This is a genomic window from Thiohalophilus sp., from assembly GCF_034522235.1.
Classification (GTDB): domain Bacteria; phylum Pseudomonadota; class Gammaproteobacteria; order UBA6429; family Thiohalophilaceae; genus Thiohalophilus.
In genome coordinates, this window is record NZ_JAXHLN010000003.1 from 817,773 (window position 1) to 838,806 (window position 21,034).

The following is a 21,034-nucleotide window of genomic DNA, read 5'->3' on the forward strand; positions in this document are numbered from 1 at the left end:
TATCGGAGTTTTATAAAAGCATTATCACGAAGGCGCGAAGACACGAAGATCAAATTCGTGAGTTCTTAGTTCTGAGTGGCGTAGGTCACGCTGGCGACAGCTACAAAGTTGGCAGTTGGCAGTTGGCAGAAATTCTAACCCGGGTTTTTACTGTCAACTGCCATCTGATGACTGCAAACTTTCTTTTCTGCCATCTGCCAACTGCCAACTTCTATTTGTGGGAGCGGGCTTCGACCGCGACGGTGCCAGATTCGGCAGTCGCGCTCGCGGGGCGCTCCTACAGACTCACTATTCAGGTCGATAGGGGAAATGCCAGGTAGCGCTGCGCGCAACCTGGCCTACACGATTTTTGCCAACTTAGAACTTAGCACTCAGAACTTAGCACTCAGCACTCAGCACTGATCTTTTTCCACGCCGGATGGCGTTTGATCGCCTGCAGGGCCTTGTTTAACAGAGTGATGCCCGGTTCGGTACGGTGCCAGGTGGAGGCGCCGGAGGGGTGCGGAAGAGGGATGATGTCCCGCATCTTGCCCTCCACGGCGATTCGATGTCGTCGGCCGATGATCTCATCCAGTTTGTTCACGGCCATAAACTGGCTGATCGCCAGTTTGCCGATCGGAATCAACAGCTGCGGTTGCAGCAGTTCGACTTCGGCTTCCATCCAGCTTCGGCAATTGGCGATTTCTTCTTTGCCCGGGACCCGATCCCCGCCTCTGGCGAGTTTTCCCGGAAAGCAGCGACACACCGCGGCCATGTAAACCCGTTGCCGAAACGCCTCTTCGTCCAGGCCGATCCGTTCAAACCAGCCAAACAGGGTCTTGCCGGCGGTCCAGGCGAAGGGGCGATGCAGTTCGATCTCGCGATTGCCCGGTGCCTGACCGATTAACATCACCGGCGAAGCGACTGGCTCACCGGTGACCGGCGGGCCGTGCATTTGGGGACAACGCCGGCAGCGACGCAGGCGGCGCTGATGTTGTTGCAAGGTCTCGAAAACGGTCATGAAGTTCTCACCAAAATGTCACAAGCCGGACATATTGCCACTCTACAGTTTTCCCGTAACTTCACAACATCGGTAAGGAGAGTGTTATGTCCCGCTATGCATTGGTTTCGATTGAAAAAAGCCCGCCGCCGCAAGGCCAAAGTGGTGACAACTGGTACCGCTATGAGATTACCGGCGGTGCCGCGACGATTGTCGGATACCGGCGGGGAACGCTGGGCGAAACGCGGGTGGTGGCGCGGGAATGTGTCATGCACCTTAACAGTCAGCTGGCTGGTATGCCCTCCAGTGAATTTGTTCGCCGCGCCGCCAATCCGGTGGCGGATGTGGACCCGCTGGTGGCCGCCTGATCGGGCCTGATCAGGCGCCGGTCTGCAGGACGATCTTGCCGCGGGTGTGACCCTGCTCGATGAGCTGATGCGCCTGTGCGGCTTCGGCCAGCGGCAGGGTCTTGCTGACGTGCAGCTTTAACTGTTCGCTGTGCAGATAGCCGGCACAGCGATCCAGAATCTCGCCCTGGTGGGCGCGGGCCTGCGGCAGATCTTCCAGCATCGGTGTGAGCATCAACTCAAAGCTGATACCGAGGTTACGCTGGCGCGCCACGCTCCAGTCGACCTCCTTGCCGGGATCGAGCAGGGTCACCAGCTGGCCGTAGTAGGCGATGGTCGGCAGGGTTTGATTGAATACCGCGGCACCGACCGTATCAAAGGCGACATCGACGCCGTAGCCTTTGGAGAGATCCATGACCGCCTCGACCAGATTCTCTTTTTTATAGTTAATGACCTTGTCGGCGCCCAGCTGGCGAACAAACTCGGCCTTGTCGTCGTCACTGATCGTGGTGATGACCCGGGCGCCGGCCAGTTTGGCGAGCTGGATGGCCACATGGCCCACTCCGCCGGCGCCGGCATGGATCAACACGCTCTGGCCGTTGCGTAGCCGGGCACGGTCGTAGAGGGCTTCCCAGGCGGTGATCAACACCAGCGGTCCGGCGGCGGCCGTGGTGAAGTCGATGGCATCGGGCAGCGGTCGGGCCACTGCCTCGGGCACCACGGTGTATTCGGCATAGTTGCCCGGTTCCCGGCCCAGTCCGCCATGACAGAACCAGACCCGATCACCGATCTTGAGGCGCGTGGTTTGCTCTCCGGTCTCGACCACCGTCCCGGCGCCGTCACAACCGAGTATCGCCGGCAGCGCATCCTCGAAAAACACGCCCCGCTGACGCAGCTTGGTGTCGACGGGATTGACCCCGGCGGCATGCAATTGCACCTTGATATCGGTGGGCTGCTGCAATTGCGGCTCATCCTGCTCCACTACCTGCAATACGGACGGATCACCCGCCCCGGTCATGACTACAGCCTTCATGCTTGTGGCTCCCCGGTCGTCGTTCGAATGAATTACTGGAATGAAACGTGGCACAGTTGCGCCGGGCAAATAGTGTCAGTTGCGGTTGTGATGATCAAGTGAAGATGCCCATAATAACCCCGTTGCCGGTCCACGGTTATTTTGCAGGGCAGGGCGGAATAACCACCGCATACACCGAAAACGCCGAAACCGGTAGCGAAGAAGAATAACGCAGGGGATGGGGTTGTCTGAATCAACGATTACCGCGCTGGTCTTTGTCGTTTATTTGTTAATCATGCTGTGGCTGGGCGCACTGGCCTATCGACAGACCGCAAACCTGTCCGATTATATTCTGGGCGGTCGACGTCTGGGGCATTGGGTCAGCGCATTGAGTGCCGGGGCCTCGGACATGAGCGGCTGGTTGTTGCTGGGCTTGCCCGGTTACGCCTATCTGGCCGGTTACGAGGCGGCCTGGATTGCCCTGGGTTTGTTGACCGGCACGTATCTGAACTGGCGCATCATGGCCGTCCGCCTGCGCTGTTATTCCCAGCTGGCCGATAACAGTCTGACCCTGCCCGACTATCTGGAAAAACGCTTTGCCGATCCCTCGCACCTGTTACGCCTGTTGTCGGCGTTTTTCATTCTGCTGTTCTTTTTGTTTTATACCGCCGCCGGACTGGTCGCCGGGGCCAAGTTGTTCACCAGTGTGTTCGGCATCGATTATCACGCCGCGCTGGTGCTGGGAGTCGGCGCGATATTGATCTACACCTTTATCGGCGGTTTTCTTGCGGTCTCCTGGACCGATGTGATTCAGGGGTTATTGATGGCGGTGGCGCTGGTGGCCGTTCCGTTGCTGGCGGTCCTTTCCCTCGGTGGCTGGGAGGCCATGCAGGCCGGGATGCAACAGCAGAATCCGGCCCGTCTCTCGGCATGGACCGACCGGCAGGGCGAACCGCTGGGCACGCTGGCAATCCTCTCGCTGCTCGGCTGGGGATTGGGCTATTTCGGTCAGCCGCATATCCTGGCGCGCTTTGCCGCCATGCGCACCCCGGCGGTCGCCGACAAGGCGCGACGCATCGCCACCAGCTGGAGCGCGCTGGGGCTAATCGGGGCGCTGCTGGTCGGCTTTGCCGGGGCCGGTTACCTGCCCGGGCCGCTGCAAGCTAGTGATTCCGAAAAAGTCTTTATTGAGATGGTGCAACAGATGCTGCCGACGGTGCTGGCGGCGATCTGTCTGGCGGCGATCCTCGCCGCGATCATGAGTACCGCCGACTCCCAGTTGCTGGTCTCCGCCTCGGTGTTGATCCAGGATTTTTATCAGGGCCTGTGGCGCAAAGGCGCCGGTCAGGCGGAACTGGTCTGGGCCGGGCGCGGTGCCGTGGTGGCGACCACGGTGATTGCCGCCTGGCTGGCCTGGGAGCCGGGACGCAGTGTGCTCAATCTGGTGGCCTATGCCTGGGCCGGTTTCGGCGCGGCCTTCGGGCCGGTGTTGCTGTTCTCGTTATACTGGCGGCGCATGACCCGTTGGGCGGCGCTGGGCGGGCTGCTGGGCGGCGGCATCACCGTGGTCTGGTGGAAACCCCTGCAAGGCGGTATGTTTGACCTGTATGAGATCGTCCCCGGCGTGCTGGTCGCCTCGCTTCTGATTGTGGTGATCACCCTGTTCGGGCGGGCGCCGCCGCGGGTCGCTGAGCTGTTCGATCAGATGCAGGCCGAAGTGCGCACATACCGCCAGGCAATCGATTAAAGAATAAACGCCTGGCGACTTGGCGACTGGTCCTGTGCTGCTAGACTGAACAGAAGCGCCAGGTAATTTTCATGCTCGATAATAATAAATAACGGGCCTTCGCCCGCATCAGCCAACCAGGAGTCCGCGGATGAATCTTGAGAAAGTCATTTTTGCTTTTTTTATTGTGCTTGCCCTGACCATCAACTTCGGGTTTTTTATCGGCGATATCGACAACCCCGACCATCATAATGTTTACGAGCTGTTTGCGGCACTGGTCATCAGCCTGATCGCCACCGTGCTCAAGTTCGGCGATCGCACCCATATCGGCGCGGTACTGCTGGCCACCAGTCTGGTGGCGGATGTGCAGTTGATTATTGCCGCGGTCATCTGGGGAATGGTGGAACATGTTACCCAGACCGGGATGAACCCCCATGTCATGGCGGCCATCGTCTCTCTGTCCGGCGGGGCGCTGCTGGCCAATATTACCTCGGTGGTGCTGTTTGTAATCGAAACAGCGATGATGCGTCGCTGACGGGCCGGGTTGATGAACGCTATTCTGTTCGTTTTTCTGCGTCGTCTGCATGTTCCGCTGATCGTGCTGATCTCCGTCTACGCGATCTCCGTTCTCGGTTTTGTGCTGATCCCCGGGGTGGACGACCAGGGCAACCCCTGGCGTATGGATTTTTTCCATGCATTCTATTTTGTCAGCTATATGGGCAGTACTATCGGGTTTGGCGAAATTCCCTATGCCTTTACCGGCGCCCAGCGCATGTGGGCAACTTTCAGTATCTATGCCACGGTTATCAGCTGGTTGTATGCCATCGGCTATTTGCTGACCATCGTTCAGGACCCGGCGCTGCGGAACTTGCTGACAGAACATCGTTTTCGCCGCGGTGTACGCCGCATTAGCGAACCGTTTTACCTGATTTGCGGTTACGGCGATACCGGCAACTTTCTGGTACGGGCGCTGAATGAAGCCGGCATACGCGCGGTGGTGGTCGAGATCGATCAGGGTCGGGTCAATCAGCTCGAACTGGAGGGCTATAATACCTATGTACCGGGCCTGTGTGCCGATGCTTCCGTGCCCGGCAATCTGATCAAGGCGGGACTACAGAACCTTGATTGCGCCGGCGTGGTAGCCCTGACCAACCATGACGCGGTCAATCTCAAGATCGCCATTACCAGCAAGCTGCTCAATTCGGGCCTGCGCACCATTGCCCGGGCCGAAACCCACGACGTGGAAAAGAACATCGCCTCGTTCGGCACGGATCATATTATCAACCCGTTCGACACCTTCGCCGGGCGTCTCGCTTTGGCGCTGCATTCACCGGGTATGTATCTGTTGTATGAGTGGATGACCAGCGTGCCGCACGAACCGTTACGCGAGCCGGTGTTTCCGCCAACTGGCCGCTGGATCCTGTGCGGTTACGGCCGGTTTGGCAAGGCCGTCCATGAACGGCTCAAAGCCGAAGGAATCACCACCACGGTTATCGAAGCCACGCCGGAGCGAACCGGCACACCGAGTGACGGCGTGGTAGTGGGACGGGGTACCGAAGCGGATACATTGCATGAAGCGGATATTCAGCATGCCGTGGGGCTGGTGGCCGGCACCGATGATGACGCCAACAATTTGTCCATTGTGATGACCGCCAGGAGCCTGAATCCCGATCTGTTTACCGTCTTGCGCCAGAACGGCCGGGCCAATGATGTCATTTTCAATGCCGTGCAAAGTGATTTGATCATGCAGCGTGGCAGTATTATTGCGCACAAGATCTTTGCCGTGATTACCTATCCGTTACTGACCGTCTTCCTGCGTCTGGCCCGTCGCCATGATGACGACTGGGCCAATCAGCTGATCAGCCGGATCGGCGGCATCGCCGGTGACGAGGCGCCGCATGTCTGGATGTTGACCCTGGATGAGAAAAACGCCCCGGCGGTCCATACGGTGTTGGAATCCGGCGAGGTGTTGACGGTACAGAATATTATTACCGATCCGCACGATTTTCCCCGCACCTTGCCGCTGATCGTCTTGCTGATAAAACGTCCCGGTAACGAGGCGGAGCAGGAGATACTGCTGCCCGCGGGACAGGAGCCACTACAGTCCGGGGATCAGTTGTTGCTGTGCGGCCGTTTCGGCAGTCAGTCGTCCGTGGAGTGGCTGGTGGCCAATCTCAATGTGCTTGAATATGCCCTGTACGGTGAAGACCGTCCGGCCGGGACGATCTGGCGTCGTTGGGCGCGGCGCAACGGACCTCCTGAAAACTCAACCGGGAAACCCGTCTGAGCGGTTGTGCGCGGACTCAGTAATGCCTCAGTGAATCGATAAACAGCCGGTTTTGTGGTAATCGATGTCGGATAAGCCGCCCGGTCAGGGCGGCATAGCGATCCGCCGGGCCGTTCATGTATACGTCATACTCTTCCAGGTCGGGATAGTCCGTGATTATCTGTTCGGCCAGTTCTCCCACGGTCTCGTCGAAGCCGAGCGGTTCGCTGCTCAGTTCATCCTGGAATATCGGCGTATAGGCAAAGTTGTCCAGGGCATCCTCCAGAGAGCGGACATAGTTGGCCAGATAGTACTCGTTGCTGTTTTTAACCAGCCAGTATAAATGCATCGGTTGCGAACTTTCCAGCGCGATGCAATGTTCGATCAGGCTTTTCATCGGCGCGATGCCGGTATCGTTGGCGATAAAGATCATGGGTCGACGGGAACTTTCATCGAGGGTGAAATCGCCGTGCGGGCCGGCGATGCGCATGGAAGAACGCGGTGTGATGTTATTGAAAATGTACCGGGCGAAGGGATCATCCTGCGAGTATCGCACATGAAACTGCAGATACATGCCGTTGCAGGGACAACTGGCGACGGACTTGCTGCGCGGGGCCAGGCCATCGATATGCAGGGTCACATACTGACCGGCCAGAAAGCGCAGGGTCTGACTGCGCGGCGTGCGTAGCTGTAATACGCGCACATTGCCCGCCACGTCATCCACTTTGTAGACTTTGGCGTCGATCTCCTGATGGGGTACATCCTCGGCACTGCCGATGGTACGGCTTTCGATGACCATGTCGGAGCCGGGGGTAGCGGAGCACATCAAAAACAGCCCCTGATCCTTTTCATGTTGCCGGAAGGCGTAATCATGGGGTAAATGTTTTCCAATCTCGCCGCTGAGCAGGCGGGCGGCACATTGTCCGCAACTGCCGTTGTTGCAGTTGTAGGGCACATTCATGCCGGCGCGCAGGGCGGCTTCCAGCACGGTTTCACCGCTGGCGGCTTCAAATGTTCGTCCGGACGGTTCGATACAAATTCTGGACATGATGCTTTCAACTTGTGGTCATGCTAAAGAGATCACAGCATACTATGTTATGCTCAATGATCTAAATGGGTACCATGCCGGTTTAAAACAAGGTCATGTATGAATCAAGGATAACCCCATGGTTTGCAGGCTTGCGTTGTTCCTTGGTGGGTAGCAGACTTTATCCTGTCACCAGGAGGAAGTGCCATGTTTGCCGCCATAAAAAACACCGCCATGCCCGATCCCGCAGAAGCCCCGCCGGGGCGGGAGGAACCGATGCCGGTTCCCGATGCACACTTTGTCAATGGCGCTCCCTTGTTACCCCCGTATCCGGCGGGGTTGCAAATGGCGCTGTTCGGCATGGGCTGTTTCTGGGGCGTGGAGCGGATTTTCTGGCAACTGCCGGGGGTCTATACCACCGCGGTCGGCTATGCCGGCGGGTACACCCCCAACCCCACTTATCAGGAAGTTTGCAGCGGCATGACCGGGCATAATGAAGTGGTGCGTGTGGTATTCGATCCGCAGCGGATCGGTTACGGACAACTGTTGCAGACGTTCTGGGAAGGACACGATCCCACCCAGGGAATGCGTCAGGGCAACGATGTCGGCACCCAGTACCGCTCCGGCATTTACACCTACAGTACAGAACAACGTGAGTCGGCCGAAGAGAGCCGGCACCGTTATCAACAGTGTTTGCAGGAGGCGGGCCGCTCAGCCATTACCACCGAGATCCGTGAGGCACCGGAATTTTATTACGCCGAGCATTATCACCAGCAATATCTGGCCAAAAATCCCGGTGGTTATTGCGGGCTGGGAGGCACGGGAGTGCGCTGTCCGGCGTTGACGTCCGTCTGAAGATTGTCGCGCTGCGGCCCTTTAAAAGCCGGTGGCTTGTCGGACGTTGTTGCAGTTTTCGATATACCGGGAGAGGGCCCGCTCGGCCATCTGCCGGGTGCTGAAGGGTCCGCGATCCATCCCTTCCCGGCAGGCGAAATACCATTGGCTGCCGATATTAAAAAAACGCCCGCTACGAAAGGGAACCGGCCGGGTTTCCCCGTGGCGTGGTGTACGGATTTCGCTCATACCTGTCTCCTCCTCGAATGGTGCGTGATGCAAACTCTATAGAGTACCTATAGCCAACAGCTGGTGAAAAATCAATCAGTGGGAAATCAGGCCGGACGGGTGGTGCTATCCCGGTGACCAGCGGTCAAACACCCGGTTTTTTTAACAGAAGGTTTCCAGATCCCGGCGCACCGCCGGCTCGGCGTTCTCGCACAAAATCAGCGAGGCGCTGGTGTGATGCACAAATATATGGCACAACCCGGTCTCGATGCCGGCGTTCTCGACCACCTTGCGCACACTGGCGGTAATGTCATAGGTCCCCCGGCCACGGGTGGAAACCGAAAACTGCTCTTGTGCCAACATGGGCTGTTTATCCGTATGAATGTCGAGCCATTATAAGTGAGCCGGGTGGCGGATTGAACCACTCCTCACCGGGCGAGCCGCCTGCTCCCGCGCAGGATCTTTTTCCCAGGTCGCCTTGTGGTTCCCTGCTCGATTGCCTATACCTTGTAACAAGAGGTGCGTTAATCGGCATTGCCGGGAGGTAGTTATGCGCGCAATCCAGATTCATTTTCACGATACACTGGACAATCAACAACGGGATCAGCTTCGCAACGAGCTGATGGCACTGCCCCATGTCAGCAATGTCGAAGTCGAGGCAAGCAAGGAGCATGATATGCTGATCGAGTTCGAGGAGCGGCACAATATGCCCATGAGCATCATGGATGTGTTGCATAATCAGGGGCTGCACCCGGATATTACCGCCTGTTGAATTCAAACCCCCGCGTCGTTGTCAGAAAACGCGCCGAACGGCGCGTTTTTTGTTTCGGCGCTGTTTGAATGGGTTGCTCGGCGGTTTTCCGCGCCGCTAATTCATGCTAAAAAATATGAATTGGAAAGAAGGGCAGGGCAATGAATACAAGGAGCTCCCGGCAGGTTTACCATGTCCGATGAGGTGATTGTCTATAGCGGCGAACAACTGGCCCGTTATCATTTCGGCGCCGATCATCCCTTCGGCCCGAAACGCCATGACGCCTTTGTCGAGCGCTTCAAACAGAAACAGCTGGATCGACAGGTGAGTCATGGCGAACCGGCCGCTGCCAGCCGGAAGGATATCGAACGTTTCCACATCCATGAGTATGTGGAGGAGGTCAGAACCGCCTCCGAGATCGGCGGCGGCATGCTCGACCCGGATACCCCGGCGGTCAGGGGCATTTACGACGCCGCCGCTACCGTGGTCGGCACCGGCCTGGCGGCGCTCGACCAACTTATGCAAGGTAACTACAAACGCGCCTTCGTTCCTATCGCCGGCTTGCACCACTCCTATCGGGATCGCGCTGCCGGCTTCTGCGTGTTCAACGACTGCGGCGTGCTCATCGAAACCCTGCGTGAGGTCTATGGTATCCAGCGGATCGCCTATGTCGATATCGACGCCCATCACGGCGACGGGGTGTTCTACAGCTTCGAATACGATCCGAACGTATTTATCGTCGACGTGCATGAGGATGGCCGTTACCTTTATCCCGGCAGTGGCTCCTCGAATGAAACCGGCAAGGGCGATGCCGGGGGCACCAAGCTGAACATCCCCATGCCGATGCAGGCCGATGATGAGACGTTTCTCGATGTCTGGCCCGAGGCGGAAAACTTCCTGGCGCAGAAAAAGCCCGAGATGATCCTGCTGCAATGCGGCGCCGACAGCCTCAAGGGCGATCCCATCACCCATCTGCACTACAGCGAAGCCACTCACGCCCACGTGACCCGGCGCCTGTGTGAACTGGCCGATCGTCACAGCCAGGGCCGCCTGCTGGCCCTGGGCGGTGGCGGTTATAACCTGGATAATCTGGCCACGGCCTGGAGCGGGGTAGTCGAAGCGATGATCAACTGTTCAGGGGAGTGACATGCCACAGCTGCAACACTGGAACGAGACCGAAGACGGCCCGCTCAGCGAAGCGGCCCTGATCGACAAACTCGAACGCCAGGGTTACAGCGTCAATCGCTATGTCTATGCCCCCGGCACCGTCTTCCCGCCGCACACCCACGCCGTGGACAAGATCGATGCCGTCCTGAGCGGCCGCTTTCGATTGGAGATGGAAGGGCAGCGCCTCATCCTCGAACCCGGCGACAGCCTGGCCGTGCCTCGCGGTGTCGTGCACAGCGCCGAAGTCGTCGGCGACGACCCCGTCGTCAGCCTCGACGCCGTGCGGCCCTGGTAAAACCCTCTTTTTTCAAGGGTTGGGAGCAGCCAGCGGGATGATCATTTTTCTATGTTTGTGAAAATAACGCGGAGAACGCGGAGACGTTTATGCCCGTTGTGTGGGTGCAAAGAACGCAGAGTTAATACTCTTGACTGGTAAGATAGTATGTCGAATCTTGAATCCATGTTGATCATTGTAAGTAGATTGATATGTCGTAAAAAATAAACATCTTTGCGTCCTCCGCGTCCTCCGCGTCCTTGGCGTTATTAACAGCACCCCTGAAAAAAGGTTTTCCGAGGATAGTCAATGGGGCACTTGTCCATGTTTGTGGAAATAATACGGAGAACGCGGGGACGTTTATGCCCGTTGTGTGGGTGTAAATAACACAGAGGATATAAAATATGCTTTGTCCCTCGTAACTCGTAACTCGTAACTCGTAACTCGTCCCTCGGCACTGCGCTCTAAGTGCGCGCCTGGTATAATTCAACATTCAAAATTCAAAACTCAACATTGCATTAATAATTATGGCTGATCTGTTCACCATCACCGCCCCGCTGATGATCCGCACGCCCGACGGCGAGGAGAAGGTCATCGCCCGCCACTTTCCGCATCCGAAGGGATTGCTGTATTTCGATCTCTACTGGCACGAAGGCCAGCCCTGGGAACAGGCTCACGTCGTTGAAGGTGAGATACAAGGTGACGGCCCTTGGAAAATCGGTGACCATGTCATCAACCTGCCGGGCTGCCAGGGAACCAATCCCGATCTCGCCATGCAGTTCGAACAGTGGCAGACCTATATACAAAGTGCCGACGCGGACTATCCCCCCGAACCGTTAATTGCCGCCATCGCCAGAAAAATGGGCGCCACTCCCGATTAATATAATCTCCTCTCCCCTCAGGGGAGAGGGCCAGAGCCTGCCCCGCACTAGATGCGGGGTAGAGGGGCGTCAAAACAAGCCCTGATAACATCAGGTCGTCACTCGCCCCTGCCAGCCAGTAGGCCCGATATAGCAAAGCGGTATCGGGCAGCACCATCTAATTGTCATACCGGCAGAAGTTGGCATCTAGTTTATCTAAATGGATCGTCCTTCAACCGATCTGAATTTCGCAATCGGGCTTCAGCGAGATATCATCCAGCCAGGATCAGGTTAAACCCTGATACCCGGGTAAAATTCCGGCCGGGAGAAGTCGAAAAAACGATAAATGCTTGCCAGGATTAAGGGTGAATTCTGTAATAGCAGGACCGGGTCCGAAATTGACAGATGTCTGTCTAACTAACCGTTATGTTTTATGAAAATCGGAGGTAAAGACAATGAGCACGAAAGAGCTGTTAGATGAGGCAATGAAACTGAAGCCAGAGGAGCGGTTCATCCTGGTTGAGGGTCTGATAAAGAGCCTGGATGAGCCGGACAAAAAGCTCGATGAAATATGGGCTGAAGAATCGGAAAAGAGACTCAAGGCATACCGGGAAGGAAAACTCGAAGGCATCCCGATGGAGGAAATATTTAAGGAAGAATGATGCAGGTCATATTCACCAGAATAGCGAGGCAGGAACTGGAAGATGCGGCCCGTTACTATGAGCTCGAATATTCAGGACTTGGGCGCAGATTCAATGAAGAAGTGAGAAAGGCTGCATTACGAATTGCCGCGTATCCTAAAGTGTGGTCCATAGAGCCGGGGTGAAGTACGGAAGTGCCTCCTGCACAAGTTTCCGTATAAATTGATGTACTCCGTGGAAGAAGATCATATTCTTATCATTGCGGTAGCCCACCAACATTGGAAGCCGGACTACCGGGTAGGTAGAGATGAAACATAACAAGCCCATCCATCGACGCCAAAATGTAAAAAGTGGTCGGTGAAAAACAATAACCAATTGCATTAATATCTTCATCCAATCATCATAAGTTTCCTCTAATCGCCACCACAGCCGGGTTTATTGATGAAGTTTGTCTGTTACGCTGACTGGGGCGAGCTGCCAGCGAGTGCGAATGCGCTTTTCGCGCAGGGGGAGAAGGAGAGCATCTTTCTCTCGCGAGTGTGGTTTGAGAATCTGGCGGCCTTCGGGCTGGATGCGGATCAGACCATGCTGCTGGCCTGCGTGATGGACGGGGAGCGGGTGATGGCCATTCTGCCGCTGGCCAAATGTGCCGGCAATACCTGGTACGCCCTCAGTCATCGTTACACGCCATTTTACAGTCTGCTGTTGGCGGATACTGATCAGCCGCAAGTTCTCGATTGCCTGGCCCGGGGGCTGGCGCAGCTGCCGGTCGATTCATTGCTTCTGAAGCCGGTGGCCGACGATGATGGCCGGTTGCAGGATCTGCAACGGGCCATGGCAGCGGTCGGATTCAGCTTTTATCGTCGATTTCGGCTGTATAACTGGATTTATCGCGTACAGGGCCAGTCCTATCAGGACTATATCGCGTCACGCCCGGCCCGGCTGCGCAATACGATTGCCCGCAAGCAGCGGAAACTCGAACGCGAGCACGGTTATGACATTCGCCTTTTTTGTGGCGACGAGGTGCCCGACGCCATGGCCGACTACTATGCGGTCTACGACGCCAGCTGGAAGGCGAATGAGCAATATACGGATCTGGTTGACGGGATGGTGGCCGGCTTTTCCGGGCCGGGCTGGACCCGACTTGCGGTGCTGTATGTCGTGGGCAAGCCTGTCGCCGCGCAGTTGTGGTTTGTATTGCACGGCAAGGCGAGCATCTTCCGACTGTCCTATGACGAGGCCTGGAAGCCCTGGTCACCGGGCTCCATCCTGACCGCGTTTTTGATGGCGTATGTGATCGACATCGACCGGGTCGAGGAAATCGACTTTCTGACAGGCAATGATGCCTACAAACCGGACTGGATGTCCGAACGCCGGGAGCGGTTCGCGTTGAGTTGTGTCAAAAGTGTGAAACCGGCAGGGCGGTATGAACAGTTTGTTGCCCGGTTGAAAAACATGTTCAGAGGTCGCTGACACATTCCATCGTCGGGCCGCGCTGCTCAGAGTTCGCTTAAAAGGTGTTTCCATCCCCGGGTCTCGTTTTCGGGGGTAAACAACGGCTGTTTGGCAATGCAGGCCTGTTCGAGTCTTTTGTAGAAGGGGCTGTCGGTTTCCGCCCTGTGCAGGCGTTCGGCCAGGGCCTGCTCGTTTTCCACCGGGTAATAACCGGGGTAATCTTCACCCAGCAGTCCGATCGACCCTTCGATGTCCGAGGCGATGACCGGGACGCCGGCCACAACGGCTTCGGAAATGACATTGGCCCCGCCTTCCATGCGCGAAGGTAACACCAGCAGATGGGTGCGCTGGTAGACCTGTCGGATTCGATAGTGGGGAATTTCGTCGTGCCATGTATAGCGGGAGTTGGCCTGCATCTCGGCGCGCGCCTGTACAGCCCAGTCGTCACTGTGCGCCTTACCGTACTGATGCACCTGGATGCGGCTGTCGGTTGGAAGGAGATGGGCGGCGAGCGCCGGTCGCAGGGGATCCTTTTCCTCACGTAAATGCCCCATTACCGAGACATGAAAAAACCGCCTGTATGGCTGGCGCCGGGGTACGGGTTTTGCCGACTGGTAAATGACGTGCAGCTTGTTGCGCTGATCCTGTGGCAGTGTATTGCCGATCAGATCATGCAGGCCGACCAGGTGGCTGGCCAGGCGGATCGATTGCAGGGTGGTATCGGGGTGAGTATGTATAAAACGGTAGGCATCGGTCCCGGTGATGGCCACAACAAGGGGGCGTTGGGGGAATGCTTCGGCAAACTGCCGGATGGGTTCGGCGCTGCGCCAGGCATGTAATGCGATCATCATATCCGCGTTCTGGCCGCTGAAGTCGGTGCTGATCGCCACATGATGACCGAGCGCGGTCAGGATCACGGCCCAGCGGGCGGCGGTGGCCCGGTTGCCGGCTCGGGATTTCGGCGGTGCGGGGGTGACCAGAAGGATGCGCATAAGTTTGTTACGTCAAGACGCTAGAAAAATAATTGTTTTCAGGCCACAGCGTTGTCTTTGACAGGGCATTGCGGGCCCGGTCTTGCAACTTTATACTAAATTTATTCATGCAAAAAATCGTGTCTTGCTTGTTGTGCATGGATTTGCTTGCTGATCAAAGATGATAACCCGAGTCACTCAGGCATGTATAAACTTAATCCGGATCAAATCGCAAAGCAAATCGATGACGCCCACGCGCGCACCCTGGCACTGATTGACGGCCTCTCGGCGGAACAATTGATGGGGCCCCGGCTGTCCACCGTTAACCCGCTGCGCTGGGAGATTGGCCATGCGGCCTATTTTTATGAATTCTGGGTCTTGCGAGAGCACCTGAAAAAATCACCGATCCGCGAGGATGCCGATCGGCTGTACGACTCGATTTCGATCGGGCATGACGATCGCTGGGATCTGCCGCTGCCGGGCATGCCGCAGACACTGGACTATATCCAGACGGTCCGGGAACAGGTAAAAGCCTCTCTGGCCAGCGGCGAGGATGCGCAGCGGGATTACCTCGCCCAATATGCGGTTTTTCATCATGACATGCACAATGAGGCCTATACCTATACCCGCCAGACACTGAATTATCCCGAACCCGCCATCGGCCGGCCGGGCTACCGTGTCCTGGATGCCGGCGGTCTGGAAGGCGACGCCAGAATACCCGGTGGTGAATTCATGCTCGGGGCAAGACCCGCCGAGGGCTTTGTCTTTGATAATGAGAAATGGGCGCATCCTGTCGAGCTCGAACCCTTTGCCATCGCCAGGGCGGCGGTGAGCAACGGCGATTTTCTGCGCTTTGTCGAAGCCGATGGTTACAACAAACGTGAATACTGGGACGACGAAGGCTGGCAATGGCGTAACCAGGTTCGGCTCGAACATCCCGTCTACTGGCGTCTTGATGCCGACGGCTGGAAGATCAAACAATTCGATCAGTGGCAGCCGATGCCCATGAATGCCGCGTTGATCCACGTCTGCTGGCATGAAGCGCAGGCCTATTGTCGCTGGGCCGGCCGGCGTCTGCCGACAGAAGCCGAGTGGGAAGCGGCGGCTGCGGCCGAGCCTTCACAGGACGGCCGCAGCTTGTCAGCGGTCAAGCGCCGCTTTCCCTGGGGCGATGAACCGCCGCGCCCGGATCAGGCCAATCTGGATGGCTATGCCCTGGGCACGGTGGACGTTGGCGCGCATGCCGCAGGCGACAGTGCCTTCGGCTGCCGGCAAATGATCGGCAACGTCTGGGAATGGACCGGGGACGCGTTTGGACCCTATCCCGGTTTTGAACCCGATATGTACGGGGACTACTCGCAGCCGTTGTTCGGGATAACCCGGGTCCTGCGCGGCGGCGCCTGGCCGACCCGCGGACGGCTGATTCGCAATACCTGGCGGACCTACTACGGTCCTGAACGCAACGATGTTTTCGCCGGTTTTCGGACCTGCGCCAAACGCTGACAGAGCTGTTGAATCGTTATGCATAAGACGCAAGCGCCGGTTGTTAAAGACCTGCTCCTCATCGGCGGGGGGCACTCCCACGTTACAGTTTTAAGGCGGCTCGGTATGCGGCCGGTTCCGGGTTTGCGGGTTACCCTGCTTACACGGGATATTCATACGCCCTATTCAGGCATGCTGCCGGGTTTCATCGCCGGCCATTATGACTATGACGAGTGTCATATCGACCTGGGGCCGCTGGCCCGCTTTGCCGGTGCGCGCCTTTATCATGCCGAGGTCGAATCGCTGGATCTGGATAACAAGCTGGTACATGCCCGCGGGCGTCCACCGATTGCGTACGATATTTTGTCGATCAATACCGGCTCACGACCGGTCAGCACAGATATCCCGGGGGTGGATGAATTCGCGTTGCCCGTGAAACCCATCGATGTCTTTCTGGATAAATGGGAGCAGCTGATCGAGCGTGTCCGCGTGAGCAAGGGGCCGTTTCGCATCGTGGTCGTCGGCGGCGGGGCCGGGGGCGTGGAGCTGGCGTTATCCACGCAGCTGCGTTTGCAGACAATACTCAAAGCAGCCGGCAAGGATCCCGAAAACGTGGTTTACACGTTGCTGAGTGCCAGCGATGACATTATGTACCTGCACAATGCCGGGGTGCGGCACCGTTTCGAGCGGATTCTGCGGCAACGCCATATCACGGTCAAAACCGGGGCACGGGTGACCGAGGTCAGGGCGGACAAGGTGCTTACCGCCGAGGGCGGGGCGTATGATGCGGACGCCGTACTCTGGGTAACTTCGGCCTCCGCGCCGACGTGGCCGGCCAAAGCCGGTCTTGCAGTGGATGAAGCCGGTTTTATCAGGGTGGATGAGCATCTGCAGTCACTGTCTCATCAGGATGTGTTTGCGGCGGGGGATGTCGCCTCATTACCCGACTCACGGCCCAAGTCCGGGGTGTTTGCCGTGCGCCAGGGACCCGTACTCGCGCATAATCTTCCCGCCGCCGCGACAGGCCGGCGCCTGCGTCGTTACCGGCCCCAAAAGAATTTCCTCGGGCTGATCAGCACCGGCGATCAATACGCCGTGGCATCGCGCGGGAATGGGTCCTATGCGTCGGCCTGGTTATGGACGGCCAAGGACTGGATCGATCGTCGCTTCATGCTCAAGTATAACGAGCTGCCCGAGATGGACGAGGAAGACAGCCCTGAACTGGCCAGTGGTATCGCCGATGCAGAAGCGATAAAAGAACTGTCCACGCTGGCCATGCGTTGTGGTGGCTGTGGCGCAAAGGTGGGCGCCACGGTGCTGTCCCGGGTGATGCAGCGTCTGCCCGACACTCAACGTGACGATGTATTGATCGGCCGGGATTCCCCCGATGATTGCGCCATGCTGACCCTGCCCAAAGACAAGGTGATGGTGCAGAGCGTTGATTATTTTCGTGCCTTTATCGATGACAACTACACGTTCGGCGCCATTGCCGCGAACCATGCCCTGGGGGATGTTTTTGCCATGGGGGCCGAACCGCAATCGGCGCTGGCGATCGCCACCGTCCCTTACGGACGTGAACGTATTGTGGAAGAAACGCTGTATGATGTACTGGCCGGGGCCATACAGGTTCTTGAAACTTCCGGCGCCGTGCTGGCCGGCGGACACTCCAGCGAGGGCGCGGAACTGGCTTTTGGATTGACCGTCAACGGCCTGCTTGATCCCGATACCGCCTTGCGCAAGCAGGGTTTGCAGCCGGGTGATGCGCTTGTCTTGACCAAACCCATCGGCACAGGAACGCTGTTGGCCGCAGAAATGCGCGCGAAAGCCAAAGGGCGCTGGATCGACGCGGCCATCCAGTCGATGCTGGTCTCCAGTCAACAGGCTGCACGGTGTTTGCTGCAACACGGGGCAACGTCATGTACCGACCTCACCGGATTCGGTCTCGTCGGGCATTTGATCGAGATGACCCGGGCTTCGGACGTTGATGCCACGCTGTATATGGATGCATTACCCATACTGGATGGCGCCCTGCAAACCGTTGAGGCGGGTATCCTCTCATCCCTTCAGCCGCAAAACCTGCGCCTGCGGCGTGCCATTGACGATGTCGAGCGGGTTTCACATCACCCGGCCTATCCTCTGTTATACGATCCGCAAACCGCCGGGGGCCTGCTCGCCGGCATCCCTCAGGAAAAGGTAAGTGCCTGCATTGAAGCGCTGCACAGCATGGGCTATCCGACGGCGGTAATCATCGGTAAAGTTGAACCCCGTTCGGACAGGGACGCCTCCATTCGCATCCAGTAGCCTACGGATTGTACTGAATAACGCGATTCCTGGAAGGTGCGCAGAGGCGCAGGTCAGGTTGTGCGCAGCGCTACCTGACATTTTCAAAAGGTCCGGGGCCGGTGACAAACGCGAACGGTTTGCATTATCATGCCTGGCGGCCCTTCATCGACGAGCAATCACACTGCCATGACCATGAAACTTGTCCAGAAACGCTTTTTAAAAGGCACCCGGGAATTTGAGATTATTAATGACGTCATCCATGTGCGAATAAAGACGCCATTCAAAGAAGAGAAGATCACGCTTGGTTTGTCGGTGCTGGATCCCGAGCCCATTATCAACAATGCCTGTATCGAGTTTTATGGCCGTGCCGAACCCGAACCATTGCTGTCGTTATTGATGGATAACCCCAGCGCCGATGAATTTAACCAGTTTGTCGTGGCGCTGCAGCAACAGATAGTGCAGGTATCCAATGGCTTTACTGATTCCGAGGCAGATACTCAACCGGCCGGGATCGCCGGCAATGTTTTTGACAAGCCGCCGGAATTCGACGAGCCAGAGACAACAAGATCAAAATACCTCGGTAAATCCATTCGTCCCGCCCGGCTTGAAGAGGCCATCCAGATGCTCGAGCAATATGTGGCTGACGAGGAGATCAAGCCGTTGCTCGCTGCCCTGAAAGCACTGAAGGATGATCCGGAGAATGAATCCTGTATGGAACAGGTGGTGGACGCATTCAATGACCTGGGGATCGTGCAGGGCGCGGTATTGACCTACGCCCCCTATCTCAGCGTCTTGCTAATGGATGATCCCTACGGGGAAAATTAACAATTTTTTGACGAGCAAACTGGCAGACCGGCCACAGCACCCTGCGGGCCTGCACGATCGGCTTTTACTCGTCCCTCGTACCTCGTCACTCGTCCCTGCACCCGAAGGGTGCATTGATTGATAATTATCAACTGCCACAATTTTTATCGCTATTGATGCGCTCGCCCGGGTTGTAAGCGGGCCATCTCATCCTCACAGCATTTCCTATACTCAAGCTGACCGTTGCGGCGCGTATGACCATATGACTCGAAAGGATATCGTTATCTGGCCGTGCTGTTGATACTGCAATTACCGGTCAGGTTACTGGTTGGCGAGAGAAAACGTAAAAGGAGATGCATATGTTTCTGGAAAAAATCAAATCCCCCGGATTGGCTCATTTGTCTTATGTCATCGGCGCCGACGGCCAGGCGGCCGTGATTGACCCGCGCCGGGATATCGAAGTCTATGAAGAAATTGCCGCGGCGAATAACGCCCGCATCACCTGCGTATTTGAAACCCATCGCAACGAGGATCTGGTCTCCGGCGCCGGCCTGCTGGCCGAACGCACCGGGGCGACGGTTTATCATGGCCCCAATGCGGCCGGCGAGGTGCGCTATGCGCAAACCGTTCGCGATGGCAAGGCGGTGCAGCTGGGCGATCTGCGTCTGAAGGTGATGGAAACCCCCGGTCATACCGACGACAGTATTTCCATTGCGGTCTATGACGATGCCAGTGGCAAGGACGCTGTTGCCGTATTCACCGGCGACGCCCTGTTCATCGGTGATGTCGGGCGGACCGACTTTTATCCCGAGCGGGCCGAGGAGGTCGCCGGACTGCTGTACGACAGCCTGCAACGGATTCTGGCGCTGGGCGATCAGGCGATCGTGCTGCCGGCGCACGGGGCCGGATCGGTGTGCGGCAGTGGCATGGCGGATCGTGAGTTCTCTACGCTGGGGCACGAGCGGCAGAACAATCCCCGCCTGCAGATCGCCGATCGCAATAAATTTATCAAGGTGAAGGTGGCCGAACATCATTATCAGCCGCCGTATTTCCGGGTTATGGAGCAATTGAATCTGAGCGGTACAGGCCCGATGCATCCGGAACCGGCCGCGCTGGGTGTCGACGATATCAAGAGCCTGGGCGATCAGGTAACCCGGATCGACGTGCGCACTGTCGAAGCCTATGCCTCGGCGCACCTGCCGGGTTCCCTCTGCGTGCCTGAAGCTATGATCCCGGCATTTGCCGGCTGGTTAATCAAACCGGAACAGCGACTGGTCCTGATTGCCGAGAATGCCGATCAGGCCTGGCAGGCCGCCCGTCATCTCGGTCGCATCGGTCTGGATCGGGTCGAGGGGTACGTGGCCGGTATCATGGACTGGGTAACCGCCGGCGAGCCATTCGAGTCAATCGACTTTGTTGACACGGCCACCGTCGAACAGCGGCTGAACAGGCAACCCGCCGACTGGCAGTTACTGGATGTTCGCGGTATCGATGAAGTCGAGGCGAGTCGCATGCAAGAAGCAGTACATACCTATGTCGGTGAACTGCCCGATAAACTGAACGAGCTGGACAGCGAGAAGGCCTACACCGTCATGTGTGCCAGTGGCCAGCGCGCCGCCATCGCGGCAAGTGTGCTGGAGCGCGCCGGGTACAAAAACGTGGATGTGTACCTGGGCTCCATGGCGGCGTGGCAGCAACAGAAAAGCGCGGCATGAAATCGTCGCGTTGATGGTTGAACCCGCCGGGCGAAGTCAGGATAGCGAGCAGATCCTCGCCGACTGGCGTGCCCGACTTGGCCGGGAAGCCGAAACGATTTACTGGCAACTGGGGCTGTAGGGAAGAGGTGCCCGATACCGCTGCGCTATATCGGGCCTACTTAATAACTGTTTCTAAAAGGTGCGCATGAATTTGGAACAGTTATTTAGAA

General features: G+C 57.4%; 21 protein-coding genes. 15 read left to right on the plus strand and 6 right to left on the minus strand.

Annotated features, from left to right (window positions below; translation table 11 throughout):
- Nucleotides 1-385 precede the first annotated feature (385 nt).
- A complete protein-coding gene (locus U5J94_RS06950) occupies nucleotides 386-1,000 on the minus strand; it encodes a uracil-DNA glycosylase family protein (RefSeq protein WP_322564913.1) in 615 nt (204 codons plus the stop codon).
- An 86-nt stretch (nucleotides 1,001-1,086) separates the two neighbouring features.
- Here U5J94_RS06950 and U5J94_RS06955 point away from each other — a divergent pair, with 86 nt between their 5' ends.
- Nucleotides 1,087-1,347 (plus strand): hypothetical protein, encoded by a 261-nt coding sequence (locus tag U5J94_RS06955; protein WP_322564914.1) that lies wholly within the window; start codon nucleotides 1,087-1,089, stop codon nucleotides 1,345-1,347.
- Nucleotides 1,348-1,357: 10 nt separating this feature from the next.
- Here U5J94_RS06955 and U5J94_RS06960 read toward each other — a convergent pair whose 3' ends face one another.
- Nucleotides 1,358-2,359, minus strand: a complete 1,002-nt coding sequence (locus U5J94_RS06960) for a zinc-dependent alcohol dehydrogenase family protein (RefSeq protein WP_322564915.1) — start codon at nucleotides 2,357-2,359, stop codon at nucleotides 1,358-1,360.
- A gap of 223 nt (nucleotides 2,360-2,582) precedes the next feature.
- On the opposite strand from U5J94_RS06960, the gene putP reads away from it, so the two are divergent.
- The 3 genes from putP (at nucleotide 2,583) to U5J94_RS06975 (ending at nucleotide 6,351) form a co-directional block, all read left to right on the plus strand.
- Complete coding sequence (putP, locus tag U5J94_RS06965) at nucleotides 2,583-4,085, plus strand: sodium/proline symporter PutP (RefSeq protein ID WP_322564916.1); 1,503 nt, start codon at nucleotides 2,583-2,585, stop codon at nucleotides 4,083-4,085.
- Between the two features lie 130 nt (nucleotides 4,086-4,215).
- Entirely contained in the window at nucleotides 4,216-4,599 is a 384-nt protein-coding gene (locus U5J94_RS06970; protein WP_322564917.1) for a DUF6394 family protein, read from the plus strand.
- Nucleotides 4,600-4,611: 12 nt separating this feature from the next.
- A complete protein-coding gene (locus U5J94_RS06975; protein WP_322564918.1) occupies nucleotides 4,612-6,351 on the plus strand; it encodes a potassium channel family protein in 1,740 nt (579 codons plus the stop codon).
- A 16-nt stretch (nucleotides 6,352-6,367) separates the two neighbouring features.
- Here the strand turns inward: U5J94_RS06975 and U5J94_RS06980 are convergent, their stop codons facing one another.
- Nucleotides 6,368-7,378: a 2Fe-2S iron-sulfur cluster-binding protein gene (locus U5J94_RS06980; RefSeq protein ID WP_322564919.1), complete on the minus strand. Its 1,011-nt coding sequence runs from the start codon at nucleotides 7,376-7,378 to the stop codon at nucleotides 6,368-6,370.
- 186 nt (nucleotides 7,379-7,564) lie between these two features.
- On the opposite strand from U5J94_RS06980, the gene msrA reads away from it, so the two are divergent.
- Nucleotides 7,565-8,212: a peptide-methionine (S)-S-oxide reductase MsrA gene (msrA, locus tag U5J94_RS06985; RefSeq protein ID WP_322564920.1), complete on the plus strand. Its 648-nt coding sequence runs from the start codon at nucleotides 7,565-7,567 to the stop codon at nucleotides 8,210-8,212.
- Between the two features lie 21 nt (nucleotides 8,213-8,233).
- On the opposite strand, the gene U5J94_RS06990 is transcribed toward msrA, so the two are convergent.
- Both U5J94_RS06990 and U5J94_RS06995 read right to left on the minus strand, forming a co-directional pair.
- Complete coding sequence (locus U5J94_RS06990; protein WP_322564921.1) at nucleotides 8,234-8,440, minus strand: DUF6316 family protein; 207 nt, start codon at nucleotides 8,438-8,440, stop codon at nucleotides 8,234-8,236.
- 141 nt (nucleotides 8,441-8,581) lie between these two features.
- Complete coding sequence (locus U5J94_RS06995) at nucleotides 8,582-8,782, minus strand: YjbQ family protein (protein WP_322564922.1); 201 nt, start codon at nucleotides 8,780-8,782, stop codon at nucleotides 8,582-8,584.
- A gap of 187 nt (nucleotides 8,783-8,969) precedes the next feature.
- On the opposite strand from U5J94_RS06995, the gene U5J94_RS07000 reads away from it, so the two are divergent.
- From U5J94_RS07000 to U5J94_RS07025, 6 genes are all read left to right on the plus strand, one after another.
- Nucleotides 8,970-9,191: a hypothetical protein gene (locus U5J94_RS07000; RefSeq protein WP_322564923.1), complete on the plus strand. Its 222-nt coding sequence runs from the start codon at nucleotides 8,970-8,972 to the stop codon at nucleotides 9,189-9,191.
- 171 nt (nucleotides 9,192-9,362) lie between these two features.
- Complete coding sequence (locus U5J94_RS07005; RefSeq protein ID WP_322564924.1) at nucleotides 9,363-10,316, plus strand: hypothetical protein; 954 nt, start codon at nucleotides 9,363-9,365, stop codon at nucleotides 10,314-10,316.
- A gap of 1 nt (nucleotide 10,317) precedes the next feature.
- Nucleotides 10,318-10,632 carry a cupin domain-containing protein gene (locus U5J94_RS07010; protein WP_322564925.1) on the plus strand — a complete coding sequence of 105 codons (315 nt, stop codon included), beginning with the start codon at nucleotides 10,318-10,320 and terminating at the stop codon, nucleotides 10,630-10,632.
- Between the two features lie 506 nt (nucleotides 10,633-11,138).
- Entirely contained in the window at nucleotides 11,139-11,492 is a 354-nt protein-coding gene (locus U5J94_RS07015) for a hypothetical protein (RefSeq protein ID WP_322564926.1), read from the plus strand.
- A gap of 434 nt (nucleotides 11,493-11,926) precedes the next feature.
- Nucleotides 11,927-12,133: an addiction module protein gene (locus U5J94_RS07020; RefSeq protein ID WP_322564927.1), complete on the plus strand. Its 207-nt coding sequence runs from the start codon at nucleotides 11,927-11,929 to the stop codon at nucleotides 12,131-12,133.
- 420 nt (nucleotides 12,134-12,553) lie between these two features.
- Nucleotides 12,554-13,585, plus strand: coding sequence for a GNAT family N-acetyltransferase (locus tag U5J94_RS07025; RefSeq protein ID WP_322564928.1), 1,032 nt, complete (start codon nucleotides 12,554-12,556; stop codon nucleotides 13,583-13,585).
- A gap of 26 nt (nucleotides 13,586-13,611) precedes the next feature.
- Here U5J94_RS07025 and senB read toward each other — a convergent pair whose 3' ends face one another.
- Entirely contained in the window at nucleotides 13,612-14,559 is a 948-nt protein-coding gene (senB, locus tag U5J94_RS07030; protein ID WP_322564929.1) for a selenoneine biosynthesis selenosugar synthase SenB, read from the minus strand.
- A gap of 183 nt (nucleotides 14,560-14,742) precedes the next feature.
- On the opposite strand from senB, the gene senA reads away from it, so the two are divergent.
- From senA to U5J94_RS07050, 4 genes are all read left to right on the plus strand, one after another.
- Nucleotides 14,743-16,041 carry a selenoneine synthase SenA gene (gene senA / locus U5J94_RS07035; RefSeq protein ID WP_322564930.1) on the plus strand — a complete coding sequence of 433 codons (1,299 nt, stop codon included), beginning with the start codon at nucleotides 14,743-14,745 and terminating at the stop codon, nucleotides 16,039-16,041.
- 18 nt (nucleotides 16,042-16,059) lie between these two features.
- Nucleotides 16,060-18,321: a selenide, water dikinase SelD gene (selD, locus tag U5J94_RS07040; protein WP_322564931.1), complete on the plus strand. Its 2,262-nt coding sequence runs from the start codon at nucleotides 16,060-16,062 to the stop codon at nucleotides 18,319-18,321.
- Between the two features lie 168 nt (nucleotides 18,322-18,489).
- Nucleotides 18,490-19,128, plus strand: coding sequence for a hypothetical protein (locus U5J94_RS07045; protein WP_322564932.1), 639 nt, complete (start codon nucleotides 18,490-18,492; stop codon nucleotides 19,126-19,128).
- Between the two features lie 338 nt (nucleotides 19,129-19,466).
- Entirely contained in the window at nucleotides 19,467-20,822 is a 1,356-nt protein-coding gene (locus U5J94_RS07050) for an MBL fold metallo-hydrolase (protein ID WP_322564933.1), read from the plus strand.
- Nucleotides 20,823-21,034: the final 212 nt, after the last annotated feature.